General features: G+C 67.7%; 15 protein-coding genes. 11 read left to right on the top strand and 4 right to left on the bottom strand.

Features of this window, described 5'->3' with window-relative positions:
* Positions 1-181 precede the first annotated feature (181 nt).
* Entirely contained in the window at positions 182-1,036 is an 855-nt protein-coding gene (locus tag ABD197_RS10840; protein ID WP_344054395.1) for a CPBP family intramembrane glutamic endopeptidase, read from the bottom strand.
* Positions 1,037-1,183: 147 nt separating this feature from the next.
* Between ABD197_RS10840 and ABD197_RS10835 the strand changes: the two genes are divergently transcribed.
* The 3 genes from ABD197_RS10835 to ABD197_RS10825 all read left to right on the top strand — a co-directional run bounded on the left by ABD197_RS10835 (position 1,184) and on the right by ABD197_RS10825 (position 5,889).
* On the top strand, positions 1,184-3,016 hold the full coding sequence (locus ABD197_RS10835) for an ABC transporter family substrate-binding protein (protein WP_344054393.1): 1,833 nt from the start codon (positions 1,184-1,186) through the stop codon (positions 3,014-3,016).
* Between the two features lie 169 nt (positions 3,017-3,185).
* Positions 3,186-4,703 (top strand): ABC transporter permease, encoded by a 1,518-nt coding sequence (locus ABD197_RS10830; RefSeq protein WP_344054391.1) that lies wholly within the window; start codon positions 3,186-3,188, stop codon positions 4,701-4,703.
* Position 4,704: 1 nt separating this feature from the next.
* On the top strand, positions 4,705-5,889 hold the full coding sequence (locus ABD197_RS10825; RefSeq protein ID WP_344054389.1) for an ABC transporter permease: 1,185 nt from the start codon (positions 4,705-4,707) through the stop codon (positions 5,887-5,889).
* 11 nt (positions 5,890-5,900) lie between these two features.
* On the opposite strand, the gene ABD197_RS10820 is transcribed toward ABD197_RS10825, so the two are convergent.
* A complete protein-coding gene (locus ABD197_RS10820; RefSeq protein ID WP_344054387.1) occupies positions 5,901-6,509 on the bottom strand; it encodes a PH domain-containing protein in 609 nt (202 codons plus the stop codon).
* Positions 6,510-6,541: 32 nt separating this feature from the next.
* Between ABD197_RS10820 and ABD197_RS10815 the strand changes: the two genes are divergently transcribed.
* Entirely contained in the window at positions 6,542-8,347 is a 1,806-nt protein-coding gene (locus tag ABD197_RS10815) for a dipeptide ABC transporter ATP-binding protein (RefSeq protein ID WP_344054385.1), read from the top strand.
* A 101-nt stretch (positions 8,348-8,448) separates the two neighbouring features.
* The gene (gene typA, locus ABD197_RS10810; RefSeq protein WP_344054383.1) at positions 8,449-10,362 is read left to right on the top strand and encodes a translational GTPase TypA; all 1,914 of its coding nucleotides are present in this window, start codon (positions 8,449-8,451) and stop codon (positions 10,360-10,362) included.
* A 12-nt stretch (positions 10,363-10,374) separates the two neighbouring features.
* On the opposite strand, the gene ABD197_RS10805 is transcribed toward typA, so the two are convergent.
* Positions 10,375-10,923, bottom strand: coding sequence for a helix-turn-helix domain-containing protein (locus tag ABD197_RS10805; protein ID WP_344054381.1), 549 nt, complete (start codon positions 10,921-10,923; stop codon positions 10,375-10,377).
* 134 nt (positions 10,924-11,057) lie between these two features.
* On the opposite strand from ABD197_RS10805, the gene ABD197_RS10800 reads away from it, so the two are divergent.
* From ABD197_RS10800 to ABD197_RS10775, 6 genes are all read left to right on the top strand, one after another.
* A complete protein-coding gene (locus tag ABD197_RS10800; protein ID WP_344055839.1) occupies positions 11,058-11,762 on the top strand; it encodes an AzlC family ABC transporter permease in 705 nt (234 codons plus the stop codon).
* Between the two features lie 13 nt (positions 11,763-11,775).
* Entirely contained in the window at positions 11,776-12,090 is a 315-nt protein-coding gene (locus ABD197_RS10795) for an AzlD domain-containing protein (protein WP_344054379.1), read from the top strand.
* A 28-nt stretch (positions 12,091-12,118) separates the two neighbouring features.
* On the top strand, positions 12,119-12,511 hold the full coding sequence (locus ABD197_RS10790; RefSeq protein ID WP_344054377.1) for a DUF6113 family protein: 393 nt from the start codon (positions 12,119-12,121) through the stop codon (positions 12,509-12,511).
* Positions 12,512-12,515: 4 nt separating this feature from the next.
* The gene (gene fdxA, locus ABD197_RS10785) at positions 12,516-12,836 is read left to right on the top strand and encodes a ferredoxin (protein ID WP_344054375.1); all 321 of its coding nucleotides are present in this window, start codon (positions 12,516-12,518) and stop codon (positions 12,834-12,836) included.
* Positions 12,837-12,842: 6 nt separating this feature from the next.
* Positions 12,843-13,952 (top strand): succinyldiaminopimelate transaminase, encoded by a 1,110-nt coding sequence (gene dapC, locus ABD197_RS10780; protein WP_344054373.1) that lies wholly within the window; start codon positions 12,843-12,845, stop codon positions 13,950-13,952.
* Between the two features lie 214 nt (positions 13,953-14,166).
* Positions 14,167-15,462: a citrate synthase gene (locus ABD197_RS10775; protein WP_344054371.1), complete on the top strand. Its 1,296-nt coding sequence runs from the start codon at positions 14,167-14,169 to the stop codon at positions 15,460-15,462.
* Between the two features lie 18 nt (positions 15,463-15,480).
* Here ABD197_RS10775 and ABD197_RS10770 read toward each other — a convergent pair whose 3' ends face one another.
* A complete protein-coding gene (locus ABD197_RS10770) occupies positions 15,481-16,578 on the bottom strand; it encodes an alpha/beta fold hydrolase (protein WP_344054369.1) in 1,098 nt (365 codons plus the stop codon).
* Positions 16,579-16,580 lie beyond the last annotated feature (2 nt).

Below are 16,580 nucleotides of genomic sequence, written 5' to 3'. Positions count from 1 at the left end.
TGTGGCGTCATCGTGGCCCTCACAGAGTCGGCTTCGGCCAGCCCGTGGACAACCGCGCCTCGCACAGAGCTGTGCAGGAGCCGATCCCACGTGCCGTGAGACGACAACTGCACGTCGAGACTGTGGTGTTCACCCGCACTCTCGACGTGCAGTTGTCGTCTCAGCGGAAAAGGGAAGGGGGTCAGGACGAGGACGAGGGGGACGGGGTCGGGGACGGGGCGGGGGCGAACACGTCGGGCCAGAGACCTGCCGCGAGCGGGTAGCCGACGAAGGCGACGATGTCCAGGAGCGTGTGGGCGACCACGAGGGGCATCACACGGCCCCACCGCCGGTAGCACCAGCCGAAGACCAGGCCCATGACGAAATTGCCGACGATCGCACCGACACCCTGGTAGGCGTGATAGGCACCGCGCAGTGCGGCCGTCGACAAGATGATCGCCCACCAGGACCAGCCCAGTCGCCGCAGCCGGTCGAACAGGTACGCGATGAAGATGACCTCTTCGGTCAGCCCCGCGCGCAACGCGGCGAGCACGAGCAGCGGCACCGTCCACCACGCGGCGTCCAGCGGCGAGGCGACGACCGCGACATTCAACCCCAGCACCCGCGATATCGCGTACAGGCCCAGCCCCGGCACGCCGATCGCGGCGGCGAGCAGGATGCCGCGCCCCAGGTCACCGCCGAACCGGGAGAAGTCCAGACCGATGCGGCGCAGCGCGTTCTGCCCGGGCTCCCAGAGGAGATAGACGACGAGCGCCACGAGGGCGAGCCCGAAGAACACGCCCAGGAACTGGTACAGGACGTTCCACAGGATCTCGGCATCCCGATTCGGATTCAGCTGCGTCTGCTGCTGCCCGATCGGGGTCGTGCGCAGCGACGCGCGCACGAGGGAGAGCACGGAGTACAGCGCGGACTGTCCGACGGTGACGGCCAGGACGATCCCGATCTCCCAGCGGAGCCGGGTCCGCGCCGCGGGATCAGTGACGAACCTCACATCGGAAGGGCCGCTCACCGTGCTCACCTTGTCAGATTGCCACATGTCGCGCGGGTTGAGTTAAGGCTCTGTAACGTTTTTGCGAGTCGTTATGAACAACAGGCGACGCGTGCTTATCGTTTCCCTTATCCGCGCCCCGGCAGATCTGTGCTGTCGCGTGCGCACAACCCTGCACAGGAGGAATCAGTGAGAATGAAGCGCATTTCGGCGGCGGTGGCTCTCACCGCAGTCGGCGCCCTCGTGATCTCAGGTTGCGCGGCCACCGAAGGTGGCGGCGACGACTCGGGTCTCGTCGAGGGATCGTCGATCACCGCCGCGTGGAACCAGCCGTTCTACTCGTACAACGGCAACACGTCGTTCGGTAACGCGACCGCGAACAACAACATCACGTATCTGACGCTTGACGGCTTCAACTACTACAACAACACCCCCGAGCTCGTGAAGAACACGTCGTTCGGCTCGTACGAGGTCGTCGAAGAGGACCCGCTGACGGTCAAGTACACCGTCGCGGACGGCGTGAACTGGTCGGACGGCACCCCCGTCGACGCGTCGGACCTCCTGCTCGAGTGGGCCGCGCTCTCGCGGGCCCTGGACACCCCGGACTTCGACCCGGCCGACTTCACCGACCCCGACACGGGTGAGTTCACCGACGCCTTCCCGACCGACGTCGTCTACTTCGACTCCGGCGCCACCCCCACCGCTGGCCTGGGCCTGGTCACCCAGACGCCCGAGATCGGTGACGACGGCAAGTCGATCACGATGGTCTACGACGCGCAGTTCGTCGACTGGGAGCTCTCCTTCCCGTCGCCGCTGCCCGCGCACGTCGTCGGCAAGAACGCCCTGGGTCTGGACGACAACGAAGAGGCCAAGCAGGCCGTCATCGACGCGATCCAGAACAAGGACGACGCGGCTCTGGCCCCGATCTCGTCCTTCTGGAACACGGGCTTCAACTTCACCGAGCTGCCGGATGACCCCGAGCTCTACCTGGCCACGGGTCCGTACGTGATCAGCGACTTCGTCGCCGACCAGTACGTCACCCTGACGGCGAACCCCGAGTACAAGGGCGACAACGCTCCGAACATCGAGGAGATCACGATCCGCTTCATCCCCGACCCGCTCGCAGCGGTTCAGGCGCTGGAGAACGGTGAAGTCGACATCATCTCCCCGCAGGCCACGGCCGACATCAAGACCGCTCTCGACGCGCTCGACGGCATCACGGTCCTGACCGGCGTCGAGGGCACGTACGAGCACCTCGACCTGCAGTTCGACCAGGGCAAGAACCCCGAGAACATCTTCTCGAACCCGAAGGTTCGTGAGGCGTTCCTCAAGACGGTTCCCCGCCAGGAGATCCTCGACAAGCTCATCGTCCCGATCGCCGGCGAGGACGCGCTCCTGCGCAGCTCGCAGATCTTCGTTCCGGGCGCCGAGGGCTACGACGAGTCCGTCGCGAACAACGGCTCGGAGGCGTTCGCGGACGTCGACATCGAGGGCGCGAAGGCGCTGCTGGCCGAGTCGGGCGTCACCGACACGTCGGTCTGCATCCTCTACGCGACCAACAACCCCCGCCGCGTGAACGAGTTCGCGCTCATCCAGGCGTCGGCCAACCAGGCCGGCTTCAACGTGACCGACTGTGGTTCGGACCAGTGGGGTGGCCTCCTCGGCACGCCGGGTGCGTACGACGCGTCGTTCTTCGGATGGCAGTCCACGAGCCTCGGCGTGACCAACTCGCTGCCGACGTTCCAGACCGGTGGTATCAACAACCTGAACTTCTACTCGAACGCTGAGGCCGACGCGATCGTCGAGCAGCTGAACGTGGAGTTCGACACCGACAAGCAGATCGAGCTCCAGCAGCAGCTGGACAAGATCCTGTGGGATGACTTCTACGGAGTCACCATCTTCCAGTTCCCCGGCGTCACCGCCTTCAGCGACCGTGTGGAGGGCATCGACCCGTCGATCCTCGCTCCCACGATCTTCTGGAACGCTTGGGACTGGGCAGTCACGGACAGCGGCTCTGACGAGGGCTGATCGCTGTAGCGGTCATCGCTGAGCTTCGGCTCCGCTGACCGCGGTGGGGTGCAGGTCCATCGGGCCTGCACCCCACCCGTTAGACTTCCCGCAGCGGTAGAGCGTGTGCCCGGTGATGACGCCGGCGCAGTCGTTCCCGCTGGATCATCGATTGGCAGGCGGCCACACCATGGCTTCATTCATCATCCGGCGATTGATCGCGTCGATCTTCGTGCTCTTCGCCGCAACGTTCCTGATGTACATCCTCACGACCTTCGCGGGCGATCCTCTCGAAGAACTGAGGCAGGGGAACGCCCCGAACAAGGCGGAGCTCATCGAAGCCCGCACCAAGCTCCTCAATCTCGACGTCCCCCCTCCGCTGCGCTACTTCCTCTGGCTCGGCGCTCTGTTCCGCGGGGACTTCGGGGTCAGCGTCCAGAACCAGCCGGTGAACATCCTGCTGGGCAACGCGATCACGTCGACGCTGACGCTGGTCACCACGGCCACGGTCGTCGCGATCATCCTGGGTCTCACGGTCGGCATCATCTCGGCCCTGCGCCAGTACAGCGGCTTCGACTACAGCGTCACGCTCATCTCGTTCCTGTTCTTCTCGCTGCCGATCTTCTGGGTCGCGGTTCTGCTGAAGCAGTACGGCGCGATCCAGCTGAACAACTGGCTCGCCGAGCCGACGATCGCGATACCCGTGATCATCGTCGTCTCGCTCATCGCCGGTGTGCTGTGGATGTCGCTCCTCGGCGGGAAGGCGAAGAAGAGATTCATCGTCTTCGGCATCGCCGCCGTCGCGACGGCCGCAGTGTTGATCTACCTCTCGGCGACGCAGTGGTTCGCCGACCCGAGCATCGGGATCGTGGTCTACAGCGCATCGGCGATCGGCATCGCCTTCGGCATCACCGCGATCTCCACGGGTCTGCGCAACCGCCGTGCGCTGTACGCGTCGCTCGTCGTCGCGGTCCTGGGCATCGCGCTGTACTTCCCGATGATCAACTACATCCTCAACGGCATGACGCTGTGGTTCTTCCTCCTGCTCATGGTGCTGGCGATCGTCGTGAGCGGACTGATCGGCTTCTTCATGGGCGGCGCAGACCGCGGCCCGGTCGTCCGCACGACGGCGATCGTCGGGTTCCTCACGGCCGCGCTGATCGCGCTGGACAAGTACATGTCGTACTGGGCGGTGTACGCGAACTCCAGTCGCGTGCGCGGCCGGCCGATCGCGACGGTCGGCGCCTCCACGCCCGGTCTCGGCGGGAACTTCTGGGTGCAGGGCATCGACCTGTACACCCATCTGCTCCTGCCGACGATCGCGATCATCCTGATCTCGTTCGCGGGCTACACGCGCTACTCGCGTGCCAGCCTGCTCGAGGTCATGAACCAGGACTACATCCGCACGGCCCGGGCCAAGGGCCTCACCCAGCGCACCGTCGTCGTCCGTCACGCCTTCCGCAACGCGCTGATCCCGATCACGACGATCATCGCGTTCGACGTGGGCGCGATCGTGGGCGGGGCGGTGGTCACCGAGACGGTCTTCGGCTGGACCGGCATGGGCCGTCTGTTCGTCGACGGCATCAACCACGTCGACCCCAATCCCGTGATGGCGTTCTTCGTCGTCACCGGCACGCTCGCCGTGCTCTTCAACCTCATCGCGGACCTGGTCTACGCGGCCCTGGACCCGAGAATCAAGGTGGGCTGACATGAACACCACAGTCACTCAAGAACCAGACGTCAACGACGCGGCCGCGGTCGCCGAGATCTCGATCGAGCAGAAGGAGACCGAAGGTCTCAGCCAGGGCCAGATCGTCCGGCGCCGGTTCTTCCGGCACCGCGGCGCGATGGTCGCGATGGTCGTGCTCATCTTCATCGTGGTCCTCGCCTTCACGTCTGTCGGAGTGGACCTCTGGGGATTCAAGATCCCCGGGTGGTGGACCTACTCCTGGACCCAGATCACGCCGAAGCTGAACAACGGCGTTCCAACGCTCAGCCTCTTCCCGCTGCAGTTCGGGGAGCACCCGTTCGGGCAGGACGAGGTCGGTCGCGACATCTTCGCGGTCGTGATGCGCGGGGCCCAGCAGTCCCTCATGGTGATGGTGATCGCCGGTGTCGTCGCCACCGTGATCGGCGTCGTCATCGGCGCGGTCGCCGGCTACTACGGCAAGGTGACCGACTCGGTCCTCATGCGCTTCACGGACATCGTCATCACGATCCCGCTCATCGTGATCGGTGCGGTGCTCGGGAAGACGTTCGGCAGCCTCGGCGCCGCCGTCCTCGGCGTCGTGATCGGCGTGTTCGCATGGACCACGATGGCCCGACTCGTCCGCGGAGAGTTCCTCTCGCTTCGCGAGCGTGAATTCGTGGATGCCGCGCGGGTGTCCGGCGCGCGGGACCGGCGCATCATCTTCCGCCACATCCTCCCCAACGCGGTCGGCGTGATCGTCGTGAACGCGACGCTCCTGATGGCGGGCGCGATCCTGCTCGAGTCGGCGCTGAGCTACCTCGGCTTCGGCGTGCAGCCGCCGGACACCTCGCTGGGCAAGATCGTCTCGGACAACCAGGCGGCTTTCTCCACGCGGCCCTGGCTGTTCTGGTGGCCCGGTATCTTCATCATCGCGATCGCCCTGTGCGTCAACTTCATCGGCGACGGGCTGCGCGACGCGTTCGACCCGCGTCAGAAGAAGATGCCCAGCGAACGCGCGATGCGCCGTGCCGGTCGTGCGAGCGGTCCTGTCGCGCCGATCCTGGACACCACCGAGCCGACCGGTCCGCAGAGTGTGACGGTCCCGATGGAGGCGGTCTATACCGGCGACGTCGTGAACTACCACGACCCGCGTCCGGAGAAGCCGGGCGATGCCCAGGACGAGCCCCTCAATCCGGAGCGGTGACGGTGACGCTGCTAGACCAGCAGGCCGATCGCCGTCGCGGCAGCCAGCACCGCGATCGCCGTGATCGTGCCGTAGTGCCACGTCACGGTCTGCGCCTCGGGGTCTTCGCCGCGGGCGAAGGCTCCGGCCGCGGACAAGGATTCCCAGTGTCCGCGGATCGCCTGCGCGAGATTGCCGGATGGCGTGCTGAGCGCGTCGCTCGGGCGCAGGCTCTCGTGCTCTCCGCGGGCGCTCGTCCCGACTCCTTCGAAATCCTTCGCCGAGAGTCCGAACGCGCGGTGACGTCCGGGAGCGGGTGTGGCCCACACCGGCACCTTGCCGCGCGAGGTGTGGATCGTCAGCGAGTAGCGGGTGTCGATCGCGCGGATCGCCGGCCAGGGGATGAAGAACGTGCGGAACACGTTCACGACGGTGACGCCGTGCTCCTGCATCCGCAGACTCGGACGCCAGAACAGCGCCCACGCGACGACGGCGACCAGGATGATCGGCCAGACGTAGCGGATCGCGGATGCCGCATCCCCCCAGAACAGCGCGATCACACCGAACGCGCACACCACCACGGTGCTGACAGCGAGCGTGCGGCCGAACGCCGGCCGGTACGAAACCTCCTGGAACGCCATGAACTCAAGCTTTGCAGATGGGACACATCGGAATGACTGACACGACGGGCATCGAGGCCGAGATCGCGGCGTCGCACAAGGCCCTCCCCGAGAAGATCCTCGAGGTCGACAACCTGGGCGTCGAGTTCTGGGTCGAGGGCGAGTTCTACCCGGCTGCGGTCGACATGAACTATGTCGTGCGCCGCGGCGAGGTCCTCGCGATCGTGGGCGAATCCGGCTCCGGCAAGAGCACGAGCTCGATGGCGCTCTTGGGCCTTCTTCCCGAGAACGCCCGTGTGACCGGGTCGATCAAGCTGCTGGGGCGTGAGCTGCGCGGCGTCGACGACGCGACGCTGCGGTCGCTCCGCGGCAACGAGATCGCGCCGATCTTCCAGGAGCCGATGACGGCGCTGAACCCGGTCTACACGATCGGCTTCCAGATCATGGAGGCGCTGCGTTCGCACGATCGCGGCATGGCGCCGTCCGTGGCCAAGGAGAAGGCGATCGAGCTGCTGCGTCTGGTCGAGATGCCGACGCCGGAGAAGTCCTTCAACAAGTACCCCCACCAGCTCTCCGGTGGTCAGCGCCAGCGCGCGATGATCGCGCAGTCGATCTCGTGCGACCCGCTGCTGCTGATCGCCGACGAGCCGACGACCGCTCTGGATGTCACGGTGCAGGCCGAGATCCTCGACCTGCTGCGCAACCTCCACAAGCGCCTGGACTCGGCGATCATCCTGATCACGCACGACATGGGCGTGGTCGCGGACCTCGCCGATCGCATCATGGTGATGAAGAGCGGTGTCGTCGTCGAGTCGGGAACCGTCGAGCAGATCTTCCACGATCCGCAGCACCCGTACACGCAGCAGCTGCTGGCTTCCGTTCCGCACCTCGGTCTCGGAGTCCTCGAGGAGTCCGAGGTCGAACAGGCCGAAGTCGCGAGCGACACGTCAACCGTCCCCGCGGTCGCCGCGATCCGCGAGCGCGCGACGGATGCCGCGGCCGAAGAGGTCGTCGAGACCCGCACTCCGGTCCTGTCGTTCGAGGATGTCGCGATCGACTATCCGAAGCGCGGGCGGGTGCCGGCGTTCCGGGCCGCCGAGCACATCGATCTGCAGATCTATCCCGGCGAGATCGTGGGTCTCGTGGGGGAGTCGGGATCGGGCAAGACCACCCTCGGTCGTGCCTCCATCGGGCTGCTGCCGATCGCGGAAGGCAAGCTCACCGCCGTCGGCACCGACATCTCGCACCCGTCGCGGAAGGATCTCTTCGCGATCCGTCGGCGCACCGGCATCGTGTTCCAGGACCCGGCGTCGTCGCTGAACCCGCGCATGCCGATCGGCCAGTCGATCGGCGAGCCGATCCTGCTGGCGGGAGAGGCGAAGGGCAAGGACCTCGACAAGCGGGTGGAGACGCTCCTCTCGCAGGTCGAACTGCCCCGTTCGTACCGCAACCGCTTCCCGCACGAGCTCTCGGGTGGTCAGCGACAGCGCGTCGGCATCGCCCGCGCCCTGGCGCTGGCCCCCGAGCTCCTGGTGGCCGACGAGCCCACGTCGGCGCTGGACGTCTCGGTTCAGGCCCGCTTCCTGGATCTGCTGCAGGAGCTGCAGCAGGAACTCCAGTTCGCATGCCTGTTCATCAGCCACGACCTGGCGGTCGTGGACATCCTCGCGCACCGCATCGCGGTGATGCACCTCGGCAAGCTCGTCGAGGTCGGCACGCGCGACGAGATCCTCCGCGGGGCCACCGATGCCTACACGCAGCGACTCATCGCCGCGGTGCCCGTGCCCAATCCCGAGGAGCAGCGCATCCGCCGCGAGGCTCGCGCGGAGCTGCTGGCGCGGACGGCTTCCGGCGCCTGAACGACGGCGGCCGCCGCGCCGCCGGAGGGACGCTCAGGAAGCGCCCGGTAGACTGGGGGATGCCCGGCTCCGGGCGCTTCCCCGTTCTGCAAGGATTTTCCATGGCGCGCGCCCTCCGTTCAGACCTCCGCAACGTCGCGATCGTCGCCCACGTCGACCACGGCAAGACGACGCTGGTCGACGCGATGCTCCGACAGACCGGCTCGTTCGGCGAGCACGCTCACGTCGAGGAGCGCGCGATGGACTCCAACGATCTCGAGCGCGAAAAGGGCATCACGATCCTCGCCAAGAACACGGCGATCACATACTCCGGCGTGCACGCGACCGACGGGCCCGTCACGATCAACGTGATCGACACTCCGGGCCACGCCGACTTCGGCGGCGAAGTCGAGCGCGGTCTGTCCATGGTCGACGGTGTCGTGCTGCTCGTCGACGCGAGCGAGGGCCCGCTGCCCCAGACGCGCTTCGTGCTGCGCAAGGCTCTCGAGGCCAAGCTTCCGGTGATCCTGCTGGTCAACAAGACCGACCGCCCGGATGCCCGCATCGCCGAGGTGGAGGAGGAGGCGCACGACCTGCTGCTGGGGCTCGCGTCCGATCTGCACGAGGACGTCCCCGACCTCGACGTGGATGCGCTGCTGGACGTGCCGGTCGTGTACGCGAGCGGCCGCGCGGGCGCGGCATCCCGGACCCGCCCCGAGAACGGCGCGCTCCCCGACAACGACGACCTCGAGCCGCTCTTCGAGGCGATCCTCGAGCACGTGCCCGCCCCGTCGTACGATGACGACGCGCCGCTGCAGGCGTGGGTCACGAACCTCGACTCGAGCCCCTTCCTCGGCCGCCTCGCTCTGCTGCGCGTGTTCAACGGCACGCTGAAGAAGGGCCAGACCGTCGCCTGGGTGCGCGCCGACGGAACCGTCAGCAACGCGCGCATCACGGAGCTTCTGAAGACGAGGGCGCTCGAGCGCTACCCCGCCGAGAGTGCCGGACCCGGTGACATCGTCGCGATCGCCGGCTTCGAGGACATCACGATCGGGGAGACGATCGCCGACCCCGAGGACGTCCGCCCGCTGCCGCAGATCCACGTCGACGACCCTGCGATCTCGATGACGATCGGCACGAACACGAGCCCGCTCGTGGGCAAGGTCAAGGGGCACAAGCTCACCGCGCGCATGGTGAAGGACCGTCTCGATCGTGAGCTCGTCGGAAACGTCTCGCTCAAGGTCGTCGACATCGGCCGGCCCGACGCGTGGGAGGTGCAGGGTCGCGGCGAGCTGGCTCTCGCGATCCTCGTTGAGAACATGCGCCGCGAGGGGTTCGAGCTGACCGTCGGCAAGCCGCAGGTGGTCACGAAGAAGGTCGACGGCAAGACGTACGAGCCGTTCGAGCACCTCACGATCGACGCCCCCGAGGAGTATCTCGGCGCGATCACGCAGCTGCTGGCTGCGCGCAAGGGCCGGATGGACAACATGACCAACCACGGCACCGGCTGGGTGCGCATGGAGTTCATCGTGCCGTCCCGTGGACTGATCGGCTTCCGCACCGAGTTCCTCACGACCACGCGCGGCACCGGCATCGCGAACGCGATCTCGCACGGCTACGAGCCGTGGGCAGGCCACATCGTGACGCGTCAGAACGGGTCGATCGTGGCGGACCGGTCCGGCGTCGTGACGCCGTTCGCGATCATCGCCCTGCAGGAGCGCATGTCGTTCTTCGTCCAGCCCACCCAGGAGGTGTACGAGGGCATGGTGATCGGTGAGAACTCGCGCGCCGATGACATGGATGTGAACATCACCAAGGAGAAGAAGCTCACCAACATGCGCTCGTCGACGTCGGACTCGTTCGAGTCGATGACGCCGCCGCGCCAGCTTTCGCTCGAGGAGAGCCTGGAGTTCGCGCGCGACGACGAATGCGTCGAGGTCACTCCGGAGATCGTGCGCATCCGCAAGGTGAACCTCGATGCGACCGAGCGCGCCCGCGCGACCTCGCGCCTGAAGCGCCAGGACGCCGGCGCCTGACCCTCTTCGGGCTCAGTCGGAGTCCGAGAGGAGCACGGCGCTCGTGTGCGGCTCGAGCGCCTCGAACACGTGCGGTGCGTCGCCCGGGTAGCGCAGATAGTCGCCCGGCATCAGTTCGAACGGCTCGCCGGTGGGACCCGCGACAGCGCGCCCGCTCACCACGACCAGGTGCTCCACTGTTCCGCGTGGGTGCGGTGCCGAATGGCGGGGTTCGCCGGGTTCGGCGCGCACGATGTACAGGTCGCGTCGCACTCGCGGACTGCCCGCACTGAGCAGCAGGGCCTCGTAGGGGGAGTCGGCCGAGCGGATGCCGGTGCTCTCACCCGCCCGCACCAGGCGTGGCCGAGGCGCGGTGTCTTCGACGAAGACCGAGAACGGCACCTCGAGCGCGGTCGCGATCGCCCAGAGCGTCTCCACGGACGGATTGGCCCCTCCCGCCTCCAACTGCGACACCGTGGCCTTCGACACTCCCGCGCGACGGGCGAGCTCCGCTGCGCTCACGTGCAATCGCTCGCGCTCACGTCGCATCGCGCGGGCGATGCGATCTCCCAGTTCATCCATCAGTTCATTCTGCTGCACTTTCGTTCGGTTTGACGAACGCAGATGTCACGACGCAAGATGGGGCAGTGCCATCGCCTCCTGCGCCCGCCGATGACGAGCGTTCCTCTCCGGACGAGGCGTCGGCCCGTGCGGCGATCCGGCAGGGGCTCGGTGTCGCCCTCGCGACCAGCGCGTACGGCGTCTCGTTCGGAGCGCTGGCGGTCGCTGCGGGTCTGGACATCTGGCAGACCGCTGTGCTGAGTCTCGTGATGTTCACGGGAGGATCGCAGTTCGCCTTCGTCGGTGTGATCGCGGCGGGCGGACTGCCGGCGGCACCGGCGGCGATCGCCTCGGCATCCCTCCTCGGAGTCCGCAACATCGCGTACGGCATGCGGATGTCGCCCGTCATCGGGACCGGGTTCTGGCGCCGCCTGGGCGCCGCCCAGTTCACGATCGACGAGTCGACCGCGGTCTCGCTCGCGCAGACCGACGCCCGCGCGCGCAAGCTCGGGTTCTGGGTGACGGGCGTCGCGATCTACATCGGCTGGAACATCTCCACCGTCGCCGGCGCGCTCCTGGGCGACGTCCTCGGAGATCCGAAGGCGTACGGATTGGATGCCGCGGCGGCGGCGGCGTTCCTCGCTCTGCTCTGGCCGCGCCTGAGGCGTCGGCAGCCCATCGCGGTCGGGGTCGCCGCCGCCGTCGTCGCGACGATCCTGACCCCGGCGCTCATGCCCGGCGTACCGGTCCTGATCGCCGCCGTGGTCGCGGTCATCGTCGGCTGGTTCGACTGGCTGGGCGGTGGGCGTCCGCCGGCGGATGAGCCCGGAGACGTTCCGGAGAGGATCGGACTGCCGTGACGGAGGCGATGTCATGACCCTGTGGCCGGCGATCCTGATCGCCTCGATCGTGTGCGTCGTGTGGAAGACGCTCGGCTACCTCATCCCGCAGCGATGGCTGGATGCACCGCGTCCGATGCGGATCGCCGATCTGCTGACGGTCGCCCTCCTCGCCGCTCTCGTGGCCGTCCAGACTCTCGGCGCCGGCCAGGCCGTCGTGATCGATGCGCGGGTCCCGGCGGTGCTCGTGGCCGCAGGGCTCCTGCTCCTGCGTGCGCCCTTCCTCGTCGTCGTCGCGGCGGCGGCTCTCGCGGCGGCGCTGCTGCGCCTGTGGGGATGGGCCTCGTGACGTTTCGCCGTCGCATAGGCTGTCCGGCGTGCAGTCTTCGCTTTCGCGGATCGCGACCTGGCTCGTCGCCTTCCTGGTGGGGGCGGTGTACGGTCTGGCCGGCACGATCGCCCACTCGTTCCGTCTCGGCTGGTTTCCGCTCGGCCTCGTCCTCGCCGTCATCGGCAGCGCCGCGCTCCTCGCGGCCGTCCGTCTGCTGACCGGCGATCGCTGGAGCGCACTGGCGGCGGGACTCGGGATGATCGCCGCGACGATCGCGTTCTCCGGCCGGGGCCCGGGTGGGTCGGTCATCGTCGCACAGACCGATCTCGCCGTCGTCTGGACCGTCGCGGTGCCGATCCTCGTCGTGATCGCCGTCGCCTGGCCGAGCAGACTGCGGCCGGTCGCGGGGGATACCGGCTCCGGGAGCGACCTAGACTAGACCCGTGACGTATGTGATCGCTCTCCCGTGCGTAGATGTGAAGGACCGCGCCTGCATCGACGAGTGCCCCGTCGACTGCATCTATGAAGGCGATCGGATGCTCTACATCCATCCGGACGAGTGCGTGGACTGCGGCGCGTGCGAGCCCGTGTGTCCCGTCGAGGCCATCTACTACGAAGACGACCTCCCGGACGAGTGGCAGGACTACTACAAGGCCAACGTCGAGTGGTTCCAGGACGTCGGATCGCCCGGTGGCGCCGCGAAGGTCGGCGTGATCCACAAGGACCACCCCGTGATCGACGCGCTCCCGCCGCAGGCGCCGTAGCAGCCCATGGGCGTCGCCGACCTCGCCGACTACCCCTGGGACGCCGTCGCGCCGTACGCGGAGCGCGCCCGCGCCCATGTCGACGGGATCGTCGATCTCTCCATCGGCTCGCCGGTGGATCCCACACCCGCCGTGATCGCGCGGGCGCTGTCGGATGCCACCGATGCGCACGCCTATCCGCAGACGCTCGGTACCCCGGCGCTCCGCGAGGCGATCGTGGCGTGGTACGCCCGCCGCCGCGGGGTGAGCGCGTTGACGCCGGCGAACGTCCTGCCGACGATCGGCTCGAAGGAGCTCGTCGCGCTGCTTCCTCTGCTCCTCGGCATCGGACCCGGCGACACGGTCGTGCACCCGCGTGCCGCCTACCCGACATACGAGGTCGGCGCACGCCTGGTGGGGGCGACGCCATTCGCGTCCGACGACCCGTCGGAGTGGCCCGAAGGCACTCGACTGGTCTGGCTGAACTCGCCCGGCAACCCCGACGGGCGGGTGCTGGATGCCGCCCTCCTCCGCACTGCCGTGGGTCGGGCACGCGAGCTCGGCGCGGTCCTGGCCGGCGACGAATGCTATGCCGAACTCGGCTGGGACGGACGGTGGGCCGACGAGGCGATCCCGTCGGTTCTGGATTCCCGGGTCACCGGGGGCGACGTACGCGGGGTCCTGTCGGTGTACTCGCTCAGCAAGCAGTCCAATCTGGCCGGCTACCGCGCCGCGTTCCTCGCGGGCGACCCCGAGATCGTCGCCCGTCTGCTCACCGCCCGCAAGCATCTCGGGCTCATGCTGCCCGCGCCCGTGCAGACCGCGATGATCGCGGCGCTCACCGATGACGAGCACGTCGCTTCCCAGAAGGAGCGGTACCGGCGGCGCCGCGACGTGCTCCGGCCCGCGCTGCAGGAGGCCGGCTTCCGCATCGACCACAGCGAGGCGGGGCTGTACCTCTGGGCGACCGAGTCCCGCGACGCGTGGGAGAGCGTCGGCCGTCTGGCCGACCTCGGCATCCTCTCCGGTCCCGGTCACTTCTACGGCCCGCATTTCCCCGAGCATGTCCGGCTCTCCCTCACAGCGACGGACGAGCGCATCGCCGCTGCCGCAGAGCGACTCCGATCGGCGGGATGAACACCGCGGGTATCAACGGCGTGCATGGGAGGATTCCTCTACCGGATGCCGGATGCCTTTGGTCGTGTCCGCAGTATGCCGAACACGCCAGTAGGCTGTAGAGGCGCGGTGGCGCGGCATCCCACGCCATCACGCCGGCTCTCGGAAACGCCTCTCCATGCGATCCGCAGGGCGTCGAGACCCCCGGAACGACCAGGAATCGCGAGGAGGCGCCGTGAGCGAATCGGGCACCCAGCAGGACAAGGCCACCCTCACGATCGGTGACCGCACCGCCGAGTTCCCGCTGCTGCGCGGCACGGACGGGGTGCCGAGCGTCGACATCTCGACGTTCACCCGGCAGACCGGCCACACGACGCTGGACTACGGATTCGTCAACACGTCGGCGACGAAGTCGGCGATCACGTTCATCGACGGTGACCAGGGGATCCTGCGCTACCGCGGATACCCCATCGAGCAGCTGGCGAAGAACAGCAGCTATCTCGAGGTGGCCTGGCTCCTCATCTACGGCGAGCTGCCCACGGCGGACGAACTGGCCGCGTTCGACGACCGCATCCGCCACCACACACTCCTGCACGAGGACCTGAAGCGCTTCTTCACCGCGCTGCCGCACACGGCCCACCCGATGTCGGTGCTGTCCTCGGCCGTCTCCGCACTCTCGACGTACTACGAAGACCAGTCCGACCCGCACAACCCCGAGCACATCGAGCTCAACACGATCCGGATGCTGGCGAAGCTCCCGGTGATCGCGGCGTACGCGCACAAGAAGAGCATCGGGCAGGCATTCCTGTACCCGGACAACTCGCTGAGCTTCGTCGACAACTTCCTGAAGCTCAACTTCGGCGTGCTGAGCGAGATCTACGACGTCGATCCTGTGATGAGTCGTGCCCTGGAGCGGCTGCTGATCCTGCACGAGGACCACGAGCAGAACGCGTCGACCTCCACGGTGCGCCTGGTCGGGTCGACCGGCGCCAACCAGTTCTCCTCGATCTCGGCAGGCATCAACGCCCTGTACGGGCCCCTGCACGGCGGCGCGAACGAGGCCGTGCTGGAGATGCTGGCCCGCATCCGCGACTCGGGGGAGAGCGTGCAGCGCTTCGTCGAGCGCGTGAAGAACAAGGAGGACGGCGTCAAGCTCATGGGGTTCGGCCACCGGGTCTACAAGAACTACGACCCGCGCGCGAAGCTCGTGAAGGAATCGGCGGACGAAGTGCTCAGCGCTCTCGGCGTCAGCGACCCGCTCCTGGATCTCGCGAAGGAGCTCGAGCAGCTCGCCCTGGAGGACGACTACTTCAAGGAGCGGCGCCTGTACCCGAACGTCGACTTCTACACCGGCGTGATCTACAAGGCGATGGGCTTCCCGACGCGCATGTTCACCGTCCTCTTCGCGATCGGCCGGCTGCCCGGTTGGCTCGCTCACTGGCGCGAGATGCAGTCCGACCCGCAGACCAAGATCGGGCGCCCGCAGCAGCTCTACGTTGGCGCCGCACAGCGCGACTACCCGGGCGCATAAGGGCGGATCCGCCGCTCGTCAGGCCCTCAGCTCGGCGACGATCGTGGGGTGCGTTTCCCGCCAGGCGTTCGCGCCGAAGATGACGTCGAGGTGTCCGTACCCCGGGAACTCGTGGTACGCATGCCGCCCGGGTGAGATCGCCTCGAAGTGCGCGAACGAACGACGCTGCCCCTCGGCGAGGAAGCAGCGGTTGTCCGATCCCGCGAGGAAGACGAAGCGGGCGTCGGTCTTGGGCGGCGCCGTGTAGTCCGTCGACAGAAGAGAAACCCGCCCCGTCGGAACGAGGTGGCCCGCGCGGACGCTCTCCCTCATCTGAGCGAAGAACGTCATGGGAGCGCCGGCGAATTCGCCTGTCAGCCAGTCATGGGTCGCGGCATCGATGTTGCGGTGGGCCCAGAGCGCGGGATGCCCTGCGCCGTATGTGAAGCTCACCATGTTGCAGACCGGGTTCTCGCACTCCGGGTGCGTCGCGACCACGACGCTTCGCAGCAGGCGGGAGAAGCCTCCCTCTGTCCGGTAGCCCCATTTGGGGGACAGCGTCGGGCTGTAGCGGCGCACGATCGGCGAGAGCACCCCGATCTTCACGACCGACCACGCGGGCAGGACGGTGTGCAGCGACACCGCGTTCGTCACGATGGTCGTCACCTCGGGGACGAGCCCGGAGATCGCCGAGATCACGAACGAGGTCGACCCCTGGCAGTGCACGAACGCCTTCAGCGTCGTGGCCCCCGTCCGGCCGAGGACCAGGCGCACGGCCGCCGGGTAGTCGTACGCGGCGGCATCATCCAGGGTCCACGCGACCGGGCGGAGGTCGATCGAAGCGCGCCAGTTCACCATCCACACATCGAAGCCGTCGTCCAGCAGCGCATCGACGAGCGTGTGCTCGAGCGGAGGGCGGAAGATCTCGGCGCGCACCCCGGCGCCGTGGACGAGGAGGACGGGACCGCGCGGGGTCGGGGCTGCCGGGCGCGTGACATGCAGCATCGTGAGCGGGACACCGTCGTCCGCCGCGAACGGGATGATCTCCGTCTCCTGGCCGCGCGTCCCCGGTCGCACGTACTTCGCGGGCGCGCGCACGGGTGCGGTCTCTGTCCGGGCGGATGTCTCGGGACTCATCC

Origin of the sequence: Microbacterium lacus (assembly GCF_039531105.1) — a bacterium.
In the GTDB taxonomy this organism is placed as follows: Bacteria; Actinomycetota; Actinomycetes; order Actinomycetales; family Microbacteriaceae; genus Microbacterium; species Microbacterium lacus.
Note: the sequence above shows the minus strand (reverse complement) of the source record. Positions and strands in the feature narration are given on the sequence as shown.